The 18,396-nt window shown below is 72.0% G+C and carries 16 protein-coding genes; 8 read left to right on the forward strand and 8 right to left on the reverse strand.

Annotated elements, in window-relative coordinates; all coding sequences use genetic code 11:
* Nucleotides 1–213: 213 nt before the first annotated feature.
* Nucleotides 214–1,566, forward strand: a complete 1,353-nt coding sequence (glnA, locus tag ACFHWT_RS01335) for a type I glutamate--ammonia ligase (RefSeq protein ID WP_416592746.1) — start codon at nt 214–216, stop codon at nt 1,564–1,566.
* 76 nt (nt 1,567–1,642) lie between these two features.
* A complete protein-coding gene (locus tag ACFHWT_RS01340) occupies nt 1,643–2,068 on the forward strand; it encodes a DUF350 domain-containing protein (protein WP_416592747.1) in 426 nt (141 codons plus the stop codon).
* A 129-nt stretch (nt 2,069–2,197) separates the two neighbouring features.
* Here ACFHWT_RS01340 and ACFHWT_RS01345 read toward each other — a convergent pair whose 3' ends face one another.
* Nucleotides 2,198–2,704: a hypothetical protein gene (locus ACFHWT_RS01345; protein ID WP_416592748.1), complete on the reverse strand. Its 507-nt coding sequence runs from the start codon at nt 2,702–2,704 to the stop codon at nt 2,198–2,200.
* A 114-nt stretch (nt 2,705–2,818) separates the two neighbouring features.
* Nucleotides 2,819–3,736 carry a S66 peptidase family protein gene (locus ACFHWT_RS01350; protein WP_416592892.1) on the reverse strand — a complete coding sequence of 306 codons (918 nt, stop codon included), beginning with the start codon at nt 3,734–3,736 and terminating at the stop codon, nt 2,819–2,821.
* 221 nt (nt 3,737–3,957) lie between these two features.
* Between ACFHWT_RS01350 and ACFHWT_RS01355 the strand changes: the two genes are divergently transcribed.
* The 3 genes from ACFHWT_RS01355 to mptB are packed head-to-tail and all read left to right on the forward strand — an operon-like array spanning nt 3,958 to nt 9,311.
* Entirely contained in the window at nt 3,958–4,716 is a 759-nt protein-coding gene (locus tag ACFHWT_RS01355; protein WP_416592749.1) for a type 1 glutamine amidotransferase, read from the forward strand.
* A gap of 7 nt (nt 4,717–4,723) precedes the next feature.
* Complete coding sequence (locus tag ACFHWT_RS01360; protein ID WP_416592750.1) at nt 4,724–7,816, forward strand: bifunctional [glutamine synthetase] adenylyltransferase/[glutamine synthetase]-adenylyl-L-tyrosine phosphorylase; 3,093 nt, start codon at nt 4,724–4,726, stop codon at nt 7,814–7,816.
* Nucleotides 7,809–9,311, forward strand: coding sequence for a polyprenol phosphomannose-dependent alpha 1,6 mannosyltransferase MptB (mptB, locus tag ACFHWT_RS01365; RefSeq protein ID WP_416592751.1), 1,503 nt, complete (start codon nt 7,809–7,811; stop codon nt 9,309–9,311). The genes ACFHWT_RS01360 and mptB overlap by 8 nt, the downstream gene beginning before the upstream one ends.
* Before the next feature lie 240 nt (nt 9,312–9,551).
* Here the strand turns inward: mptB and ACFHWT_RS01370 are convergent, their stop codons facing one another.
* Nucleotides 9,552–9,878: a rhodanese-like domain-containing protein gene (locus tag ACFHWT_RS01370; RefSeq protein WP_416592752.1), complete on the reverse strand. Its 327-nt coding sequence runs from the start codon at nt 9,876–9,878 to the stop codon at nt 9,552–9,554.
* A gap of 13 nt (nt 9,879–9,891) precedes the next feature.
* Between ACFHWT_RS01370 and ACFHWT_RS01375 the strand changes: the two genes are divergently transcribed.
* Nucleotides 9,892–10,533 (forward strand): TetR/AcrR family transcriptional regulator, encoded by a 642-nt coding sequence (locus ACFHWT_RS01375; RefSeq protein WP_416592753.1) that lies wholly within the window; start codon nt 9,892–9,894, stop codon nt 10,531–10,533.
* A 271-nt stretch (nt 10,534–10,804) separates the two neighbouring features.
* Here the strand turns inward: ACFHWT_RS01375 and glnA (ACFHWT_RS01380) are convergent, their stop codons facing one another.
* Nucleotides 10,805–12,229, reverse strand: a complete 1,425-nt coding sequence (gene glnA, locus ACFHWT_RS01380) for a type I glutamate--ammonia ligase (RefSeq protein WP_416592754.1) — start codon at nt 12,227–12,229, stop codon at nt 10,805–10,807.
* 262 nt (nt 12,230–12,491) lie between these two features.
* Between glnA (ACFHWT_RS01380) and ACFHWT_RS01385 the strand changes: the two genes are divergently transcribed.
* The gene (locus ACFHWT_RS01385; RefSeq protein WP_416592893.1) at nt 12,492–12,833 is read left to right on the forward strand and encodes an RDD family protein; all 342 of its coding nucleotides are present in this window, start codon (nt 12,492–12,494) and stop codon (nt 12,831–12,833) included.
* Nucleotides 12,834–12,888: 55 nt separating this feature from the next.
* Here ACFHWT_RS01385 and ACFHWT_RS01390 read toward each other — a convergent pair whose 3' ends face one another.
* The 4 genes from ACFHWT_RS01390 to ACFHWT_RS01405 all read right to left on the reverse strand — a co-directional run bounded on the left by ACFHWT_RS01390 (nt 12,889) and on the right by ACFHWT_RS01405 (nt 17,227).
* A complete protein-coding gene (locus ACFHWT_RS01390; RefSeq protein ID WP_416592755.1) occupies nt 12,889–13,578 on the reverse strand; it encodes a DUF4191 domain-containing protein in 690 nt (229 codons plus the stop codon).
* Between the two features lie 44 nt (nt 13,579–13,622).
* Nucleotides 13,623–14,564 (reverse strand): lipoyl synthase, encoded by a 942-nt coding sequence (lipA, locus tag ACFHWT_RS01395; RefSeq protein ID WP_416592756.1) that lies wholly within the window; start codon nt 14,562–14,564, stop codon nt 13,623–13,625.
* A 78-nt stretch (nt 14,565–14,642) separates the two neighbouring features.
* Nucleotides 14,643–15,284 carry a lipoyl(octanoyl) transferase LipB gene (gene lipB, locus ACFHWT_RS01400; protein WP_416592757.1) on the reverse strand — a complete coding sequence of 214 codons (642 nt, stop codon included), beginning with the start codon at nt 15,282–15,284 and terminating at the stop codon, nt 14,643–14,645.
* 80 nt (nt 15,285–15,364) lie between these two features.
* Entirely contained in the window at nt 15,365–17,227 is a 1,863-nt protein-coding gene (locus ACFHWT_RS01405) for a DUF2079 domain-containing protein (protein ID WP_416592894.1), read from the reverse strand.
* Nucleotides 17,228–17,394: 167 nt separating this feature from the next.
* Between ACFHWT_RS01405 and ACFHWT_RS01410 the strand changes: the two genes are divergently transcribed.
* The gene (locus tag ACFHWT_RS01410; protein WP_416592758.1) at nt 17,395–18,375 is read left to right on the forward strand and encodes an ATP-binding protein; all 981 of its coding nucleotides are present in this window, start codon (nt 17,395–17,397) and stop codon (nt 18,373–18,375) included.
* Nucleotides 18,376–18,396: the final 21 nt, after the last annotated feature.

Consider the following 18,396-nt stretch of genomic DNA (forward strand, 5'->3'; position numbering starts at 1 on the left):
TCGCAATGGTTAGTGATAAAGAACCGTATTGGTGTGGTTTGTCGGCTAACCCCGCCAGGTGCGCGACCGGAGCGGTCCCGTAACGTCGGTGTAACGAGGTCGGTAAAGACTGGGCAGCTCAGGTGGGAGCCGACAGCACCTGGTCCTGCGCTGGAGGGCAGCAGCGCGGAGAATGGAACCGGTCCGGGCAGACCAGTGTCACGAGGGGTAGACGTGGACCGTCAGCAGGAGTTCGTGCTCCGTACTCTGGAAGAGCGCGACATCCGTTTCGTTCGGTTGTGGTTCACCGACGTGCTCGGCACGCTCAAGAGCGTCTCGGTCGCGCCGGCTGAGCTTGAGGCAGCATTCGAAGAAGGCATTGGCTTCGATGGCTCCGCCATCGAAGGGTTCGCCCGGGTCTTCGAGTCCGACATGGTCGCCATGCCGGATCCCACCACATTCCAGGTGTTCCCGTTCGAGGGCGGCGTCAGCGGCGAGAGCGCCCGGATGTTCTGCGACATCCTGCTGCCCGACGGCACGCCGTCCTGGGCCGATCCCCGGCACGTGCTGCGCCGGGCACTGTCCAGGGCCGCCGACAAGGGCTTCACCTTCTACACCCATCCCGAGATCGAGTTCTTCCTGCTGGAGAACAGCCCGACCGACGGGTCCACCCCGGTGCCGGTCGACTCCGGCGGCTATTTCGACCACACCACGCACGCGGTGGCCCGTGACTTCCGCCGCCAGGCCGTGCTCGCTTTGGAGCGAATCGGCATCTCGGTCGAGTTCAGCCACCACGAGGTGGCCCCCGGTCAGCAGGAGATCGACCTGCGCTACGCCGACGCGCTGACCACCGCCGACAACATCATGACCTTCCGGCACGTGGTGAAGGAGGTCGCCCTGTCGCACGGCGTCGCGGCGACCTTCATGCCCAAGCCCTTCACCGACCAGCCGGGCAGCGGGATGCACACCCACCTGTCGCTGTTCGAGGGCGAGCGCAACGCCTTCCACGACGCCGGCGACCCGATGAAGATCTCCAAGGTCGCCAAGGCGTTCATCGCCGGGCTGCTGGTGCACGCCCGCGAGTACACCGCGGTCACCAACCAGTGGGTCAACTCCTACAAGCGGCTGTTCCCGCAGGCGCTGCCGGACCGGATCACCGAGTCCCCGGCGTACGTGTGCTGGGGGCACCTGAACCGGTCCGCGCTGGTGCGGGTCCCCGCGTACGGCAAGCCGAACTCGGCCCGGGTCGAGGTCCGTTCGCTGGACTCGGCGACCAACCCGTACCTGGCCTTCGCGGTGCTGCTCGGCGCCGGTCTCAAGGGCATCGAGGAGGGCTATGAACTGCCCCCCGGCTCCGAGGACGACGTGTCGGCGCTGTCCGCCGCCGAGCGCAAGGCGATGGGGTACGAGTCGCTGCCGGAGAACCTCTCCGAGGCCATCGAGGTGATGGCCAGCTCGGAGCTGATCGCCGAGGTGCTCGGCGAGCACGTGTTCGACTTCTTCCTGCGCAACAAGCGCTCCGAGTGGGAGCAGTACCGCCGCGAGGTCACCCCGTACGAGCGTCGCCGCTACCTCGGCGCGCTCTGAGCGGGCTGGCGCCGCCACGCTATCGTCCCTCCCGACACTCGCCGCCCCCGCGGCGACCCGATCGGGAGGAACGTGCGTGCTGGAGGATCTGCTCACCGGAGCTTGGCAGAGCATCGTCTTCGGAGCGGTCGGCGTCGCTCTGATGGCGGCCGGCTTCGTGGTGGTCGACTGGCTCACCCCTGGGAAGTTGCGCGAGCTGATCTGGGTGCAGCGCAACGGCAACGCGGCGCTGCTGCTCGCCGCCAACCAGCTCGGCGTCGCCGGCATCGTCTTCACCGCGATCCTGACGAGCTACCCGTCGTTCACCAAAGGGCTCGCCTCGACGGTCCTGTTCGGACTGATCGGGCTCGGCATCATGGCGTTGGCCTTCACCGTGCTCGACTGGCTGACCCCCGGCCGGCTCGGCGCGGTGATCTGCTCCGACGAGCCGCACCCCGCAGCCCGGGTCAGCGCCGCGTCGCACTTCGGCGCTGCCCTGATTGTCTGCGCCTGCATCGCCTGAGCCTGCTCGACGGGCCGGTGTCGCCCGAGATCGGCCGCCCGCCGCCGGCCGGCGCGAAGACGGTCCTGGCGCCGGAGCAACCCTGCGAGGGGCGTTCCGGCGCCAGGACCTTTCGGCGGCGGGGTCGGGTCAGGTGCCGTCCGGCGACTGGGCGGCCTCCGGCTCCTCGTCCGTACGGCCCATCGGGCCGCTACGGCCCGGACCACCGCCGCGTCCGGAGCCGGCGAGCACCCCTTCCTCGTACGCCTTGAGCACCGCGTCGGCCTCGGCCTGGGTGAGCGTTCCGTCGGCGACCGCCGCGTCGAGCCGCTCCTGCAGCGCCGCCTGCCGGTCGGCCGTCCCCTCCGGCCGTTCTCCGCGTTCGGGCCGGTCGCCGGCCCTCTCCTCACGAATTTTTTCCAGGGCGGCGGTGGCGTCGTCGGCGGAGACGCCGAGTTCCTCGGCCAGCGCCTCGGCCAGCTCGGTCATCTTCGCCGCCCGACGCTCCTCGCCGGTCGATCCATCGGCGCTGGCACTGGCGCCCGGCTCGGCGCTCTCCTGCGCGAAGGCGATGGTCGGCGCCGCGATCCCGACGCTGAGCACGCCCGCCGCAGCCAGGCCCGCGAGCGCCCGCTTCCTCGTGATCCATCTGGACAAGTCGACCTCCGGATGTCGTCTCGGTGTGGTGCGGTGACCTGACCGACGGTGCCCGGCTGCCCTCAACGCAACCCATGCCGAAGCTGTCAGCGGGCTGAGAGACCGGGCGTCGGGTCAGCGCACCGCCGGCCGCACCGTCAGGGTGCCGGCCGCCGGGTCCAACGCGGCCGGCACGCCCAGGCCGACGGCGCGTGGGGTCTGCCCGTGCCCGAGCGGCAGCCCACCGAGCACCGGCACGCCGAGGTCGCCCAGCCGCTCGGCGAGCACCTGCGCGACGTCCACCCCGTGCCGGTCGGCGCAGTCGGTGAACTGGCCGACCGCGACCCCGGCCAGGCCATCCAGCGCACCGGCCCGGCGCAGCTGGGTGAGCAGCCGGTCCACCCGGTACGGCGGCTCGCCGATCTCCTCGATCAGCAGGATCGCCCCGGTCAGGTCCGGCAGGTCGGCGGTGCCCACCGACGCCGCGAGCACGGTCAGGTTGCCGCCGAGCAGGATGCCGTCGGCCCGACCCGGCACCAGCACCGCCGCGCCGGCCTCGTCCGGCGACCGGGTGACCACCGTCGGCACCGGCTCCATCAGCGCCCGGCGCAGCGACCCGGCGGACACCGCCGGGGTCCGCTCGTCGTCCCAGGCCGCCACCGGCCCGTGCACCGTCGCCAACCGGGCACCCCGCCACAGCGCCAGGTGCAGCGCGGTGATGTCCGAGTAGCCGCACACCACCTTCGGATCCCGGCGTACCGCCGCCATGTCCAGCAGGTCCACCACCCGCTGGGTGCCGTAGCCGCCCCGGGCGCAGACGATGCCGCGTACCGCCGGATCGGCGAACGCCTCGGCGAGATCGGCGGCCCGCTGCCAGTCGGTGCCGGCCAGGTAACCGTGCCGGCCCAGCGCGTGCCGCGCCAGCCGGGGGTGCAGGCCCCACCCGGCGAGCACGGCCATCCCCCGCTCGACCGGCTCCGCGGCCACCGGCCCACCCGGGGCCACGACCCGGACCTCGTCACCGGGTCGCAGCGCGGGCGGATGCAGCGGCAGAGCACCAGGTCGGACCGGCTCCGCGGCTGAGGAACGCGGCTCGCCGCGTGGGAGGTCGGCCGGTCGCGGGTCGGTCACCGGCGCGAGACTACGCGAGGTTACCGGTCCGTACGAGCAGATTTGGTTACCGGTCCGAGCGAGCAGATTTTACGAGTACGCAACTGTGAGCACGCAGGCACCACCTACGGTCACCGCCGCGGCCGATTGGATAGCCTCGACACGTGGGCAGCGCTCTGGTGATCGAGAACGACCCGACCGACGACCTGCGACGGCTGGGGGAGTGGCTCGCCGAGGCCGGCCTGCCGATCGACGTGTGCCGCCCGTACGCCGACGACCCGGTCCCGGCCGATCTCGCCGGCCGACCGGCGGTGATCGTCCTCGGTGGCCGTCCGTCCGCGGTCGGTCCGGACCCGGCCGCCGGCTGGCTCCCCTCCGTCGAAGGGCTGCTGCGCAAGGCCGTCCGCCAGCGGATCCCGACCCTCGGCATCGGGCTCGGCGCCCACCTGCTCGCCACCGCGCACGCCGGCACCGTGGAACGCAGCGCCGCCGGCCCGGAGATCGGGCCAGCGCTGGTCGGCAAGCGGGACGCCGCCGCTACCGACCCGCTGTTCCGGTATGTACCCCTCGCGCCAGACGTGCTGCAGTGGCACGTCGACGAGATCACCGAGCTGCCGCACGGCGCGGTGCTGCTCGCCGCCTCCACGCACTACCCCCACCAGGCGTTCCGCCTCGGTGACCGGGCCTGGGGGCTGCAGTTCCACATCGAGTGCGACCGGGACATGGTCAGCACCTGGGCGGCCGGGTCCACGATCCTGACCGAGCTGCGTCTGCCCGCCGACGTGGTCGTCGACGCCTGCGTCGAGGTGCTCGGCGACATCGAGGAGGTTTGGCAGCCGTTCGCCGTCCGGTTCGCCGCGCTCGCCCTCGGCCAGCTGCCCGACTCGGACATCCCCCGGACCCTTCCGCTGCTCGGCAGTTAGGCCCCCGATGACCAGACCGACCAGTGCCACCGGCCGGCTCGCCCGGTACGGCTTCGACGTCAGCGGTACGGACACCGTCCGGGCCGCCGACCTGCTCGGCCCCGACGGGCTCGGGCTGTGGCAGGTGCAGGCGCAGCAGCCGGTCGACCCGCCGGCCGCCGAACTGCTGACCGCGCTGTCCCGGGCCGCCGACCCCGATCTGGCGCTGCGCCAGCTGCACCGGCTCGTCGAGGCGCAGCGGCGCGACACCGGCAACGGCGGTAGCGGTGGAAACGGTGCCGGCGGGTCGCCGGTGCTCGACGCCCTGCACGCCGACCCAGGGCTGCGCCGGCGGCTGATCGCCGTCCTCGGTGCCTCGTCCAGCCTCGGCGACCACCTGGTCGCCAACCCGGACCAGTGGTCGGTGCTCGCCACCGAGAACGGGGTGGCACCCACCGCCGACGGTGCCCTCGACGTCGTCGCCGCCCAGGCCCCGACCGACGCCGATGTCACCGCCGACGCCGCGTCGACCCCGCTGGTCGGCGCGGCGGCGATCACCGCGCTGCGCCGGGCGTACCGGCTCGCCCTGCTGCGGATCGCGGCGGCCGACCTGACCGGCGGACGGTGTCTGGAACAGACCATGGCGGCGTTGTCCGCGCTGGCCGACGCGACCCTGTGCGCCGCGTACGACATCGCCGTCGCCGAGCTGCCCGACGGCAGCGGTCCGCCAGGGCTGGCCGTGGTGGCGATGGGCAAGTGCGGCGGCAACGAGTTGAACTACGTCTCCGACGTGGACGTCATCTTCGTCGCCGCCGACGACGCCGACCTGACGGTCGCCACCACCGTCGCCACCCGGTTGATCCACATCTGCGGGCTGGTGGCCTGGCCGGTGGACGCCGCACTGCGCCCGGAAGGCAACCGCGGGCCGCTGGTCCGTACCCTCACCAGTCACCTCGCCTACTACCAGCGGTGGGCCCGGACCTGGGAGTTCCAGGCGTTGCTCAAGGCCCGGCCGGCGGCCGGCGACCGGGACCTCGCGCAGGAGTGGATCCGGCTGCTGTCGCCGCTGGTCTGGCACGCCGCCGAGCGTCCGGAGGCGGTCGAGGACGTGCGCGCCATGCGGCGCCGGATCATCGAGAACGTCCCGCCCCGCGAGCTGGAACGCGAGATCAAACGCGGCCCCGGCGGGCTGCGCGACATCGAGTTCGCCGTCCAGCTGCTGCAGCTGGTGCACGGTCGGGTCGACGAGACGCTGCGGGCCCCCGGCACGCTGCCCACCCTGCGGGCCCTGGTCGCCGGCGGGTACGTCGGCCGCGCCGACGGCGAGGCGTTGCTGCGCGGCTACCGGTTCCTGCGCGGCGTCGAACACCGGCTGCAACTGCAAGGGCTGCGCCGCACCCACACCGTGCCGGCCGACCCGGTGGCGCTGCGCTGGCTCGCCCAGGCCCTCGGCTACGCCTCGACCCCCGGCACCGACGTCGTCGAGGCGTTCCGGGCCGACTGGGTCAGCCACGCCACCGAGGTACGCCGGCTGCACGCCAAGCTGCTCTACCGGCCGCTGCTCGAATCCGTCGCCCGGGTGCCGGCCGAGTCGCTGCGGATGACCCCGCAGGCCGCCCGGCGCCGGCTCGAGGTGCTGGGCTTCGCCGACCCGGCCGGGGCGCTGCGGCACCTGGAGGCCCTCACCGGCGGCGTCTCCCGGACCGCCGCCATCCAGCGCACCCTGTTGCCGGTGCTGCTGCAGGAGTTCGCCGACGCCCCCCAGCCGGACCGAGGGCTGCTGAGCTACCGGCAGGTCTCCGACAAGCTCGGCAGCACCCCCTGGTATCTGCGACTGCTACGCGACGAAGGTCTGGTCGCCGGCCGGCTCGCCCGTACCCTCGGGCTGTCCCGGTACGCCGCCGACCTGTTGGCCCGCGAGCCCGAGGCGCTGCGGATGCTGGCCTCCGACGCCGAGCTCACCCCACGCGACGCGGCGGTGCTGCGCGCCGGCTTCGACGCCGCGGCCGCCCGCCACCTCGGCAGCGGTGGCGGCGAGCCGCCCGACCCGGTCCAGGCGGTCCGCGCCGTCCGGGCCCTGCGCCGGCGCGAACTGCTCCGGCTGGCCTGCGCTGACGTACTCAACCGGGCCGGCGCGCTGGCCCCGGCGCGGGAGGCCCGGAGCCGGCTGGACGTGGCCGCCGTCGGCGCCGGGCTGTCCGCGGTGGCCGACGCCACGCTCGCCGCCGCGCTGCGGGTCGCGGTCGAGACCGTGCCACCACCGGACGGTCTGCGGTTCGCGATCATCGGCATGGGCCGCCTCGGCGGGTACGAGATGAGCTACTCCTCCGACGCCGACGTGCTCTTCGTCTACGACCCGCCGCCCGGCCTCGCCGACGACGAGGCCAGCGCCGCCGCCCGGGCGGTCGCCGAGGAGCTGCGCCGGCTGCTCGGCATGCCGGCTCCCGACCCGCCGCTCGGGGTGGACGCCGACCTGCGCCCCGAAGGCCGGCAGGGGCCGCTGGTGCGCAGCCTCGCGGCGTACGCCCAGTACTACGCCCGGTGGGCAAAGGTGTGGGAGGCGCAGGCGTTGCTGCGGGCCCGGTTCGTCTGCGGCGACCCGTCGCTTGGCGAGGAGTTCGTCGCCGTCGCCGACCCGGTCCGCTACCCGGCCGGCGGGTTGAGTCGGGAGCACGTCATCGAGATCCGCCGGATCAAGGCCCGGGTGGAGACCGAACGACTGCCGCGCGGTGCCGACCCGGCCACCCACACCAAGCTCGGCCGGGGCGGGCTCGCCGACGTCGAATGGGCGGTGCAGCTGACCCAGCTGCGGCACGGGCACGCGGTGCCGGCGCTGCGCGACACCCGTACCCTGGTCGCGCTGGCTGCGGCCCGCGACGCCGGCCTGGTCGACCGGGCTGACGCGACCGCGCTGCGCGACGGATGGGTCCTCGCCTCCCGGGTCCGCGACGCGCTGATGCTGGTCCGGGGCCGGGCCACCGACCAGCTGCCCCGGCACGGTGCCGAGCTGGCCGGCGTGGTCCGGTTGCTCGGCGGCACCGACCCCGGCCAGTTCCTCGACGACTACCTGCGGACCGCCCGCCGCTGCCGGGCTGCGGCGGAGCGGGTCCTCGGTGCCTGACCGCTCCGGCGACCCCGGGACGCGGTACCACCTCATCCGCTATGTCGGTCTGGCCGGCGCGGTCGCCCTCGCGGTCGCCGCCGGCCTGGGCGGCGCGCTGCCCGACCCGCCGGCCGCCGGCTGGGCGGTCTTCACCAGCGGAACCGGCGTGCTCAGCGTGGTCGCCTGGGCCGCCGGCACCGGCGCGATGGTGTGGGCCTGGTGGTCGGCCCGGCACGGTGTGCCGTCGGTACGGTGGGCGTCGACCACCGTCGGCCTCTGGGTGGTGCCGCTGCTGGTGGCACCGCCGCTGGGCAGCCGGGACGTCTACTCGTACGCCTGCCAGGGCTGGATCCTGCGCGACGGTGGTGACCCGTACTCCGGAGTGGCCGGTCAGGGCTGTCCCTGGGTCGACGCGGTCGCCCCGCTGTGGCGCGACACCCCGGCCCCGTACGGGCCGCTGTTCGTCTGGCTCGCCGGGCTGGCGGTCGCGGTCGGTGCCGGCCTGGCCGGCACCCTGTTGGTGCTGCGGCTGACCGCCGTGGCCGGGCTGGTGCTGATGGCGGTTGCGCTGCCCGGTCTGGCCGCCAGGTGCGGTCTGCCGGCCGGCCGGGCGCTGTGGCTGACCGTCGGCTGCCCGATGGTGCTGATCCACCTGGTCTCGGGTGCGCACAACGACGCGTTGATGGTCGGTCTGCTGGTCGCTGCGCTGTGGGTGATCGCCGCCGGATCGGCCCGCCGGCCCGCCGTGGCGGCCGTCGTCGGCGGGCTGCTGCTCGGGCTGGCTGTCGCGGTGAAGGCGACGGCCCTGGTGGTCGTGCCGTTCGCGGCGATACTCGCGGTGGCCGGGCCGCGCCGGCCGGCCGCCCTGGTCCGGGCCGGGGCGCTGGTGGTGGCGGGGGTGGTCGGCGCGGTCGCGGCCACCACCGCGCTGTCCGGGCTCGGCCTGGGCTGGGTGGCGGGGCTGACCCACAGCGGTGACTCGCGGCAGTGGACCTCACCGCCGACCGCCGTCGGGCTGCTGATCGACTACTTGGCGCGGCTGGTCGGGGTGCGGCTGGACGCGGTCGGGGCGGTCCGCGTGGTGGGCCTCGTGCTGCTCGCCGGCTTCCTGGTGTGGTTGTGGTGGCGGGTGTGGCGCGGCGGCGGTCCGTTGGCCGGCTGGCGAGGTCCGGACGGCCGGGCGGTGCCGGTGGCGGAGCCCGCCAACCCACCGGCGACCTGGGACCGGGGGACCGTGGTGTTCGGAGCAGGGCTGGCCTTGGCCGCCACGGTGCTCGCCGCGCCGGTCGTCTACCCGTGGTACCTCAGCTGGCCGTTGGCCTTGCTGGCCGTCGCCGCGTACCGCACCGGGTGGTTCCTGCTGCCGGTGGCGGTCGCCGGTTTCCTGGTCCTGCCGGACGGTTCGGGGGTTGCCGCGCTCACCAAGGCACCGGGCACCGTGGCCATGTGCGCGCTGATCGTCGTGCTGGTGGTGCGGGTGGTTCGGTCCGCCCGGCGCTCCGCCGCGAGCTGACCGGCAAGGCAGGACGGCGGAAGATTGCAGGTGGAGTGGCGTAAGGGTGGAAGGTTTCGGGCACGAGCCCGGTGCTGCCGCATGTCGACGCCATGATTGGCGGCCGGTGGCGGGGCCAAAGCCGGTGGGCGCCGTCCATGCTGTCTGTGCCTCTGGGTGCTTGGCGGATTCTCGATCCGGCACGATCGCCTGCGACCGTCAAGGGAAGGCAGGTCTGGCGTTGCCTTCCCTTGGAAGCGGTCAGGCGGACTCGGTGGGGAGGCCGGCCTCTGCCCAGTCCTGGATGCCCTCGCGGTACTTCCGGACGTTGGTGTAGCCGAGAGCGGTGAGCCGGTCGGCGACCTGTCCGCTGTTCGGGCAGGCCGGGTTGGAGCAGTAGGTGACGATCGCGGCGTCGCGGTCGGGGAGCAGGGCGGGCGCCTGGGCTTCCACGTCGGCCAGGACCAGTTCGATGGCGCCGGGCAGATGCTGCTTGGCGTAGTACTCGCCGCCCAGCGTGTCCAGCACGGTCACGGTGCCCGCATCGATGGCTGTCTTCAGCTCGTCGCGGCTGACGAGTGCGGTCATACCACTACCTCCGATGGATTTGGACTATAGTCCGCTTGTGTCTCGCCATGTTACCGGACTGCAGTCCGGTTCTGCAACGTCGTTGGAACTCCTGCGTACCCCACAGCCCAAGGAGCGAGCAGACGCGGCACGTAACCGCGCCGCCGTGCTGGAGGCGGCAGGCAGACTTTTCGCCGAACACGGCGTCGAAGCGGTATCCATGGACCAGGTGGCGGCAGCCGCCGGCGTCGGCAAGGGCACACTGTTCCGGCGCTTCGGTGACAAGTCCGGGCTGGCCGCCGCGCTCCTGGACAGCCGGGAGCGTGTGCTACAGGAGGCGATCCTGCACGGCCCACCGCCCATCGGCCCCGGCGCCACGGCCGGCGAGCGCCTGGCCGCGTTCATCAACGCCTACCTCGACTACCTGCTGGAACACCTGGCCCTGATCAGGATGTCGGAGACGGCGGTACCGGGTGCCCGGTACCGGATTGGTGCCTACCGGTTCTGGCACCGCCACACAGCGATCTTGCTGGACGGCACGCCCGACCCCGAACACGCCGCCCACGCCCTGCTCGCCGCCCTGGGCGCTGAACACGTAGCCGCACTCCTGCCAGAACTCGGCGAGCAACGAATACGAGCCGGCCTCATCCGCCTCGCCCACGTAGCAATGCTGTAGCGGCGACGCTGCGTCCACACCTGGCCGACGGCTGCGACGCGGTCGAAGTCGATGACGATACGGACCGTCGTCGGCCGGGCCGCACGCCTGCTGTTCTTGGGTGTCGGTGCTCGACCGAACCCGGCTGCTCGTTGACGGCGCGCTCGGCCAACGCGGAACGGCGGCCACGCCGGCTGTGAGCCCGGCATGACCGCCGTTCGTGAGGTTGTACCCAACCTGGACCCAGAATCAGTGGCAATCCTGTTGATCCAGGTCAGCGCCTTGATCAGTCTCAGCAGTCGAAGTACATCGCGAACTCGTGCGGGGTCGGCCGCAGACGGACCGGGTCGACCTCGTTGGACCGCTTCCAGTCAATCCAGGTGGAGATGAGGTCCGGCGTGAAGACCCCACCCTCGAGCAGGAAGTCGTGGTCGGCCTCCAGCGAGTCCAGCACGGCCGGCAGCGAACCCGGCACCTGCTTGACGTTGCCCCACTCCTCCGGCGGCAGGTCGTACAGGTCCTTGTCGATCGGCTCCGGCGGCTCGATCTTGCTCTTGATGCCGTCCAGGCCGGCCATCAGCATGGCCGAGAAGGCCAGGTAGACGTTGGCCGACGGGTCCGGCACCCGGAACTCGACCCGCTTGGCCTTGGCGTTGCTGCCGGTGACCGGGATACGGGTGCAGGCGGACCGGTTGCGCTGCGAGTACACCAGGTTGACCGGCGCCTCGAAGCCGGGCACCAGCCGGCGGTACGAGTTGACCGTCGGGTTGGTGAAGGCCAGCAGCGACGGCGCGTGGTTCAGCAGACCGCCGATGTACCAGCGGGCGGTGTCCGACAGGCCGGCGTAGCCGGTCTCGTCGTAGAACAGCGGCTCACCGTTGAGCCACAGGCTCTGGTGGGTGTGCATGCCGGAGCCGTTGTCGCCGAACAGCGGCTTCGGCATGAAGGTCGCCGTCTTGCCACTGGCCCAGGCGGTGTTCTTCACGATGTACTTGAACAGCTGCAGCTGGTCGCCGGCGTGCAGCAGGGTGGAGAACTTGTAGTTGATCTCGGCCTGGCCGGCGGTGCCGACCTCGTGGTGCGACCGCTCCACGGTGAAGCCGGTGTCGATCAGCTTGCGGACGATCTTGTCACGCAGGTCGGCGTAGTGGTCGACCGGCGGCACCGGGAAGTAGCCGCCCTTGTAGTTGGTCTTGTATCCGCGGTTGCCGCCCTCTTCCTCGCGACCGCTGTTCCACCAGCCCTCGATGGAGTCGATGTAGTAGTAGGCCTGGTTCGCGGAGGTCTCGTGGCGGATCGAGTCGAAGATGTAGAACTCCGCCTCGGGGCCGAAGTAGGCGGTGTCGGCGATGCCGCTCGCCGCCAGATAGGCCTCTGCCTTCTTGGCCACGTTGCGCGGGTCCCGGGAGTACGGCTCCCGGGTGAACGGGTCGTGGATGAAGAAGTTGAGCGCCAGCGTCTTTTCGATCCGGAACGGGTCGATGAAGGCGGTGGCGACATCCGGCAGCAGCAGCATGTCCGACTCGTGGATCGCCTGGAAACCACGGATCGAAGACCCGTCGAAGGCGAGGCCGGTGGTGAAAATGTCCTCGTCGACCGACTCGACCGGCAAGTTGAAGTGCTGCATCACGCCGGGCAGGTCACAGAAGCGTACGTCGACGAATTTCACGCCCTCGTCTTTGAGGTACCGCAGTAGTTCCTCGGGATTGGCGAACACACGTCCTCCTGGCACGTCGCACTGATGGCTATGCTGGTCGCGACGCTATGGCCGCGGGGTTGCCCCACCATGTCCCTAATGTTTCCGCCGTGTTACGTCCCGTGCGGAGCGTGATCCCGACCAATCGTCCCCCGCAGGATACGGCAGACGGCCCAGACTAGTCTGGCCGTTCGTGGGTATCGGAAGGAGGAGCAGCGTGGCGGCAAGCGCAAACGCGGCTGCGGGCGGAGCGACGGACGGCCCGGCGGGGTCGGGTGCCGAGGTGCCCAGCCTGCTTCGCCGCACCGGCGCCCTGGTGATTGACTGGATACTCTGTGTGCTGATCTCCAGCCTCTTCGCCGACCCGGCCCGGTCCGGCTGGCCACCGGTGGTGGTGCTGATCGCCGAGTACGGCATCTTCCTCGGCCTGTTCGCCCAGACCCCGGGAATGTGGCTGGCCCGGATCCGGTGCGTCTCGGCCGACGGCGGCCGGATCGGCGTACCCCGGGCACTGCTGCGCGGACTGCTGCTGGCCCTGGTGATCCCGCCCCTGGTGATGGACGAGCGGCGGCGCGGTCTGCACGACCGGGCCGCCGGATCGGTCGTCGTCGCCGTCCCCAGCTGACCCACCACCGCACCGCCCGGCCCGCGACCCGGACCGGACTGGCGGCGACTGGCGGTCAGCGGCCCCGGGTCTGCCGGAACGCGCCCTTCGGTGGGCGCATGTTCTTCGGAATGGCGCCCTTGGGCAACTGCGGCCGGGCCGACAACGCGGTCAGCCGCTTGTCCAACGCGTTGACGTCCTTGCCGGTCAGGTTGCGCGGTAAGCGCATCAACGTCGTACGCATCTTGCGAATCGACAACTCACCCTCGTCGGTGCCGATCACGTAGTCGTACAGCGGCGCGCTGCCGATCACCTTGGCCAGCCGCCGCTTCTCCTGACCGAGCAGCCCTCGGACCCGCTGCGGGTTGCCCTCGGCGAGCAGGATCACCCCGGGCCGCCCGATCACCAGATGGACCATGTCCATCTGGGTAGTCGAACTGACCGCGGGCGTCACCCGCCAGTCACCACGCATGTTCTCCAGCAGCGAGGCCGCCGCACCCGGCTGGCCCTCGGCGACGTTCATCATCGCCGTGTTCGACCTCAGGTTCAGCACGATCAGTACGGCGAGCAGCGCCACCAGGATGCCGACCGGCAGCCACATCCACCCCAAGGCCAGCGACACCGGCACGGTGACCGCCAGCGGCAGCACGACGGCGGCCACCGCCAGCGGGACGAACCACTTGTCGCGCTTGGCGGTGAACGAGAACACCATGCCGATCTGCTTCAGCCGCTGGCCGAACGACACCTTCTCCTGGGGTTTCGCCATGCGAGGGAGTCTAGTTGCCGGGGGCGAAGCCGTTCACCGGGCGGTCAGCCGGCCAGCGGCTGGGCCTCGCGCTGGCGCAACGCCTGCTGGTAGAGCCGGCCGGCGCGGTACGACGAGCGCACCAGCGGGCCGCTCATCACCCCGGAGAAGCCGATCTGCTCGGCCTCCTCGCGCAGCTCGACGAACTCCTCCGGCTTGACCCAGCGCTGCACCGGGTGATGTCGCGGCGTCGGGCGCAGATACTGGGTGATGGTGATCAGCTCGCACCCGGCGGCGTGCAGATCGCGCAGCGCCTGTGACACCTCGGAGCGTTCCTCGCCGAGGCCGAGGATCAGGTTGGACTTGGTCACCAGGCCGGCCGTGCGGGCCCGGGTGAGCACGTCGAGCGAGCGTTCGTACCGGAAGCCGGGGCGGATCCGCTTGAAGATCCGGGGCACCGTCTCGACGTTGTGGGCCAGCACCTCCGGTCGGGCGGCGAACACCTCGTCGAGCTGGCCGGCGTCGCCGTTGAAGTCCGGGATCAGCAACTCGACGCCGCAGCCGGGCTGCAGCGCGTGGATCTGCCGGACGGTCTCGGCGTACAGCCAGGCACCACCGTCGGGCAGGTCGTCGCGGGCCACCCCGGTGACCGTGGCGTAGCGCAGACCCATCGCCGCGACCGACTCGCCGACCCGGCGGGGCTCGTCGGCGTCGAACTCGGCCGGCTTGCCGGTGTCGATCTGACAGAAGTCGCAGCGCCGGGTGCACTGGTCTCCACCGATGAGGAAGGTGGCCTCCCGGTCCTCCCAACATTCGTAGATGTTGGGGCAGCCGGCCTCCTGGCAGACGGTGTGCAGCCCTTCCCGCTGCACCAGCCCACGCAGCTCGGTGAACTCCGGCCCCATCCTGGCCTTGACCTTGATCCACGGGGGTTTCCGCTCGATCGGGGTCTCGGCGTTGCGGACCTCCAGGCGCAGCAGGCGTCGTCCCTCCGGAGCAATGGTCACCCTTGTCAGCCTACGCCGGCCGGTGCCCGACCGGGCGGCCAGGCGACCGCGCGGGCGCCGCTCACCGGGTGAGTTGGCTCACCCGAGAGTAGGCAGGTGCCGCTCGACGACCGGCAGCACCTCGGCGACGGTCACCGGCCGGCCGAGTTCGGCGCTCAGCGAGGTGACACCGACGTCGCGCAGACCGCACGGCACGATCCGGTCGTACGCCGTCAGGTCCGGATCGCAGTTGATCGCGAAGCCGTGCTGGGTGACCCCCCGGGCCACCCGGATGCCGATCGCCGCCACCTTGCGCGCCGGTCCACGGTCGTCGGCCGGCACCCAGACTCCACTGTGGTTCGGCCCGTCGAGTCGGGTGGCGGCCAGCCCGAACTCGGCGCACACGTCGATCAGCAGCTGTTCGACCCGGCGTACGTAGGCGACCACGTCGATCGGCTCCGGCAACCGGACGATGGGGTAGCCGACCAGCTGCCCCGGGCCGTGCCAGGTGATCTTGCCGCCCCGGTCGACGTCCACCACCGGAGTGCCGTCGACCGGGCGGTCCCACGGCTCGGTGCGCTTGCCGGCCGTGTAGACGCTCGGATGCTCCAGCAGGAGCACGGTGTCCGGCTCCTCACCGGCGACCACCGCGGCATGCAGTCGACGCTGCTCCTGCCAGGCGGTCTGGTAATCGACGACTCCGGCTCGGACCCCGCGCAGGCGGGAAACGGTGCTGGTCACGTCGTCCAGCCTAGTCCGTTACCGGCCGGTCGGGCCGGTCCGTGGCCCGGCTCACCGTGGCGGACGCCGGGGCGGCGGGCTCACCAGCCCCCCTCCGGCGCCGGCCAGAGCCAGACGTCGGTGACCCGCTGTGGCGGGCCGAGCAACTCGGTGGTCGCGGTCAGCAGGGCCTCGGCGTCGACCGGGAACTTCGCGCCGTGCACCCGGTCAGCGAGCACCACCGCCTCGGCATCCCAGTACCGCAGGTCGGCGCGGGCGGCGGCCCGGTCGGCGTCGGTGATCGGCGGGACCACGCCGGTGCGGGCGACCTCGTGCAGCAGCCCGTCGGTGGCCCGAGGGACCGGCCCGATCCGGCCCCGGCCGTCCGGCCCGCCGGGGCCGAGGAAGAAGCCGGACGGGATGGCGAACTCGCCCTGCCGGTGCGCGAACGCGTACGCCTGCCAGCGCTGACCGTCGGGGAGCACGTCGAGGGTGAACGGTACCGGGGCGAGCACCCCACCCTGGCTGATGTGGTCGCGCCAGGCACCCGAGGCGATGAAGTCGGGGATCGGCTCCCGTTCGACGGTGAGCAGACTGGCCGGGGTCAGCGGCAGCAGCGCCGCGACGAACGCCGCGGCCCACCACCGGCCGTACCGCGCCTGCCCGGCGGCCCGGCGGGTGAGTAGCAGGCTGAGCGTCAGCGCCAGCAGGATGCCGATGACCGGGGTGACCACCATGGCCAGCCGAGCCGGCAGCGCGGCGTTGAACACCGGCGCGCCGGCCAGCGGGGCGTACGGCAGCGGGATGTCGGTGATCGTCCCGCCGATCTTCAGCCGGGGGCCGAGGGAGAGCACCGCGAACACGGCGACGGTGACGGCGAGGGCCCGCAGGGTGGCTCGCCGGCCGGGATCGGCGGCCCGCCAGAGCAGCACCAGGCAGCCGACGGTCAACACCAGCAGCGGTACGCCGAAGAAGCTGTTCTCCTCGGTCTCGTTCGGCGCCAGCCCGGTGCCCAGCCCGGCGACCCCGGCCAGCGAGCGTTCCGGGAACGCCCCGTAGGCGAGGAGGTCCTCGCTGTGCACCCGGGCGTCGAACCCGGTGCCGTGGAACACCTGCGGGCCGAAGAAGTGCAACCACAACGGGTACGCCAACAGCGTGGTGGCGACCGCTGCGGTCACCGCCAGGGCGCGCAGCAGGCGGGGGAGCGCGTCGCGGACCTCGGCGGCTCGGCTGCGGTCCAGCGCCCAGACGCCGAGGAACACGCCGCAGGCCAGGGCGGTGAAGAACAGGCCCTCGGCGGCGATCGAGAAGGCCGCCGCGACGGCTACGCCGAGGATCAGGCCGTTGCGTGCCCAGCCGCCCCGGGCCAGCGGCCGGGCCCCGGGACGCCCGCGCAGTGCGAGCACCCGCCAGACGATGATCGGCACCAGCCAGCCGGCGGTCCAGTTGAGGTGGGCGTTGGCGTGCGACACCATCGCCGGCGCGAATCCGCAGAACAGCCCGCCGACGGCGGCGGCCAGCCGGGACGGCACGAACGGCGCGCCGCCGTCGCCGGTGGGTAGCCGGGACAGCAGCCAGTACCAGGCGAAACCGGTGCCGGCCAGGTTGAGGGTGAGGATCACCAGGAAGGTCGCCGGCGGCCCGATCAGGAAGGTCAGCGGCGCGAACAGCACCGCGTACACGGTGATCGAGGTGTTGACCGCGAGGTTCACCCCGTCCGGGGCGTTGAGCAGGTAGGTGAACAGCGGGTTCTCGCCGTGGGTCAACGCGTACGCGCCGTAGCTCAGCAGCCACTCGAACAGCGCCTGGTCACTGGAGTTGACGGTGATCGTCCGGCTGTCCGGTCCGGCCCACAGGCCGCTGGTGACCCAGCCGGCGAGCGCCACCGCGACCACCGCGACGACCAGGTCAGCGCGCCACCCGGCCGGGCCGCTGAGCCGGCCCCGGGGACGGTCGCTGGTCACCGGCCGGTCGGTCGCGGCGCTGTCGGGCAGTGGGGACGGAGCGGTCGGCACCGGCGGAGAGTACCAATTTCGCCCGACACGCCCGTGCCGTACCTAGGCTTGACGAAGTTATTGGAAATGACTTCCAATGTACGCGTACCTGTTGAGTTGTTTGGGAGAGATCCACGGTGAAGATCTGTTTTGTCGGTAAGGGTGGCAGTGGCAAGACCACCCTGGCGGCCCTGTTCGCCCGCCACCTGGCGGCCACCCCGACCGGTACCGACGGCGGGCCGCCGCCGCTGCTCGCGGTCGACGCCGACATCAACCAGCATCTCGCCGCTGCCCTCGGCGCCAGCGACGACGAGGCGGTGCTGCTGCCGGCGCTGGGTGACCACCTGGCCGACATCAAGGAGTACCTGCGCGGCGAAAATCCCCGGATCAGCTCGGCTGCGGCGATGGTCAAGACCACCCCGCCCGGGCGTGGCTCGCGGCTGCTCACCGTCGCCGGGGCCAATCCGATCTACGACGCGCTGGTCCGCGAGGTGGCCGGCATCCGGCTCGCCGTGACCGGGCCGTTCGCCACCGACGATCTCGGTGTCGCCTGCTACCACTCCAAGGTCGGCGCGGTGGAACTGCTGCTCAACCATCTGGTCGACGGCCCGGGCGAGTACGTGGTCGTCGACATGACCGCCGGGGCGGACTCGTTCGCCTCCGGGCTGTTCACCCGGTTCGACGCCACCTTCCTGGTCTGCGAGCCGACGGTGCGCAGCGTCGGCGTCTACCGGCAGTACGTCGGATACGCCCGTGACTACGGCGTACGGGTGCACGTGATCGGCAACAAGATCGACGACGAGTCGGACGTGGACTTCCTGCGCGAGCACGTCGGCGCCGACCTGCTGACCTGGGTCGGCCGGTCGGCCTTCGTCAAGGCCGCCGAGCGGGGTCGACACCAACCAATCACCGCGATGGAGCCGGCGAACCGTGACGCGCTGGACACGATGCGTACAGCCGTCGATGCTTGTGTGAAGGACTGGGCCAGCTATACCCGGCAGGCGGTGGAGTTCCACCTGCGCAACGCCGCCGCCTGGGCCAACGACCGGGTCGGCGAGAACCTCGCCGACCAGGTCGACCCGGAGTTCGTACTCGGACCAGACCTGCTGGTCCGCTGACCGTCAGCGTGAGGAGAAAGC

It is taken from the genome of Micromonospora sp. LOL_021, from assembly GCF_048060215.1.
Taxonomy (GTDB): Bacteria; Actinomycetota; Actinomycetes; order Mycobacteriales; family Micromonosporaceae; genus Micromonospora_E.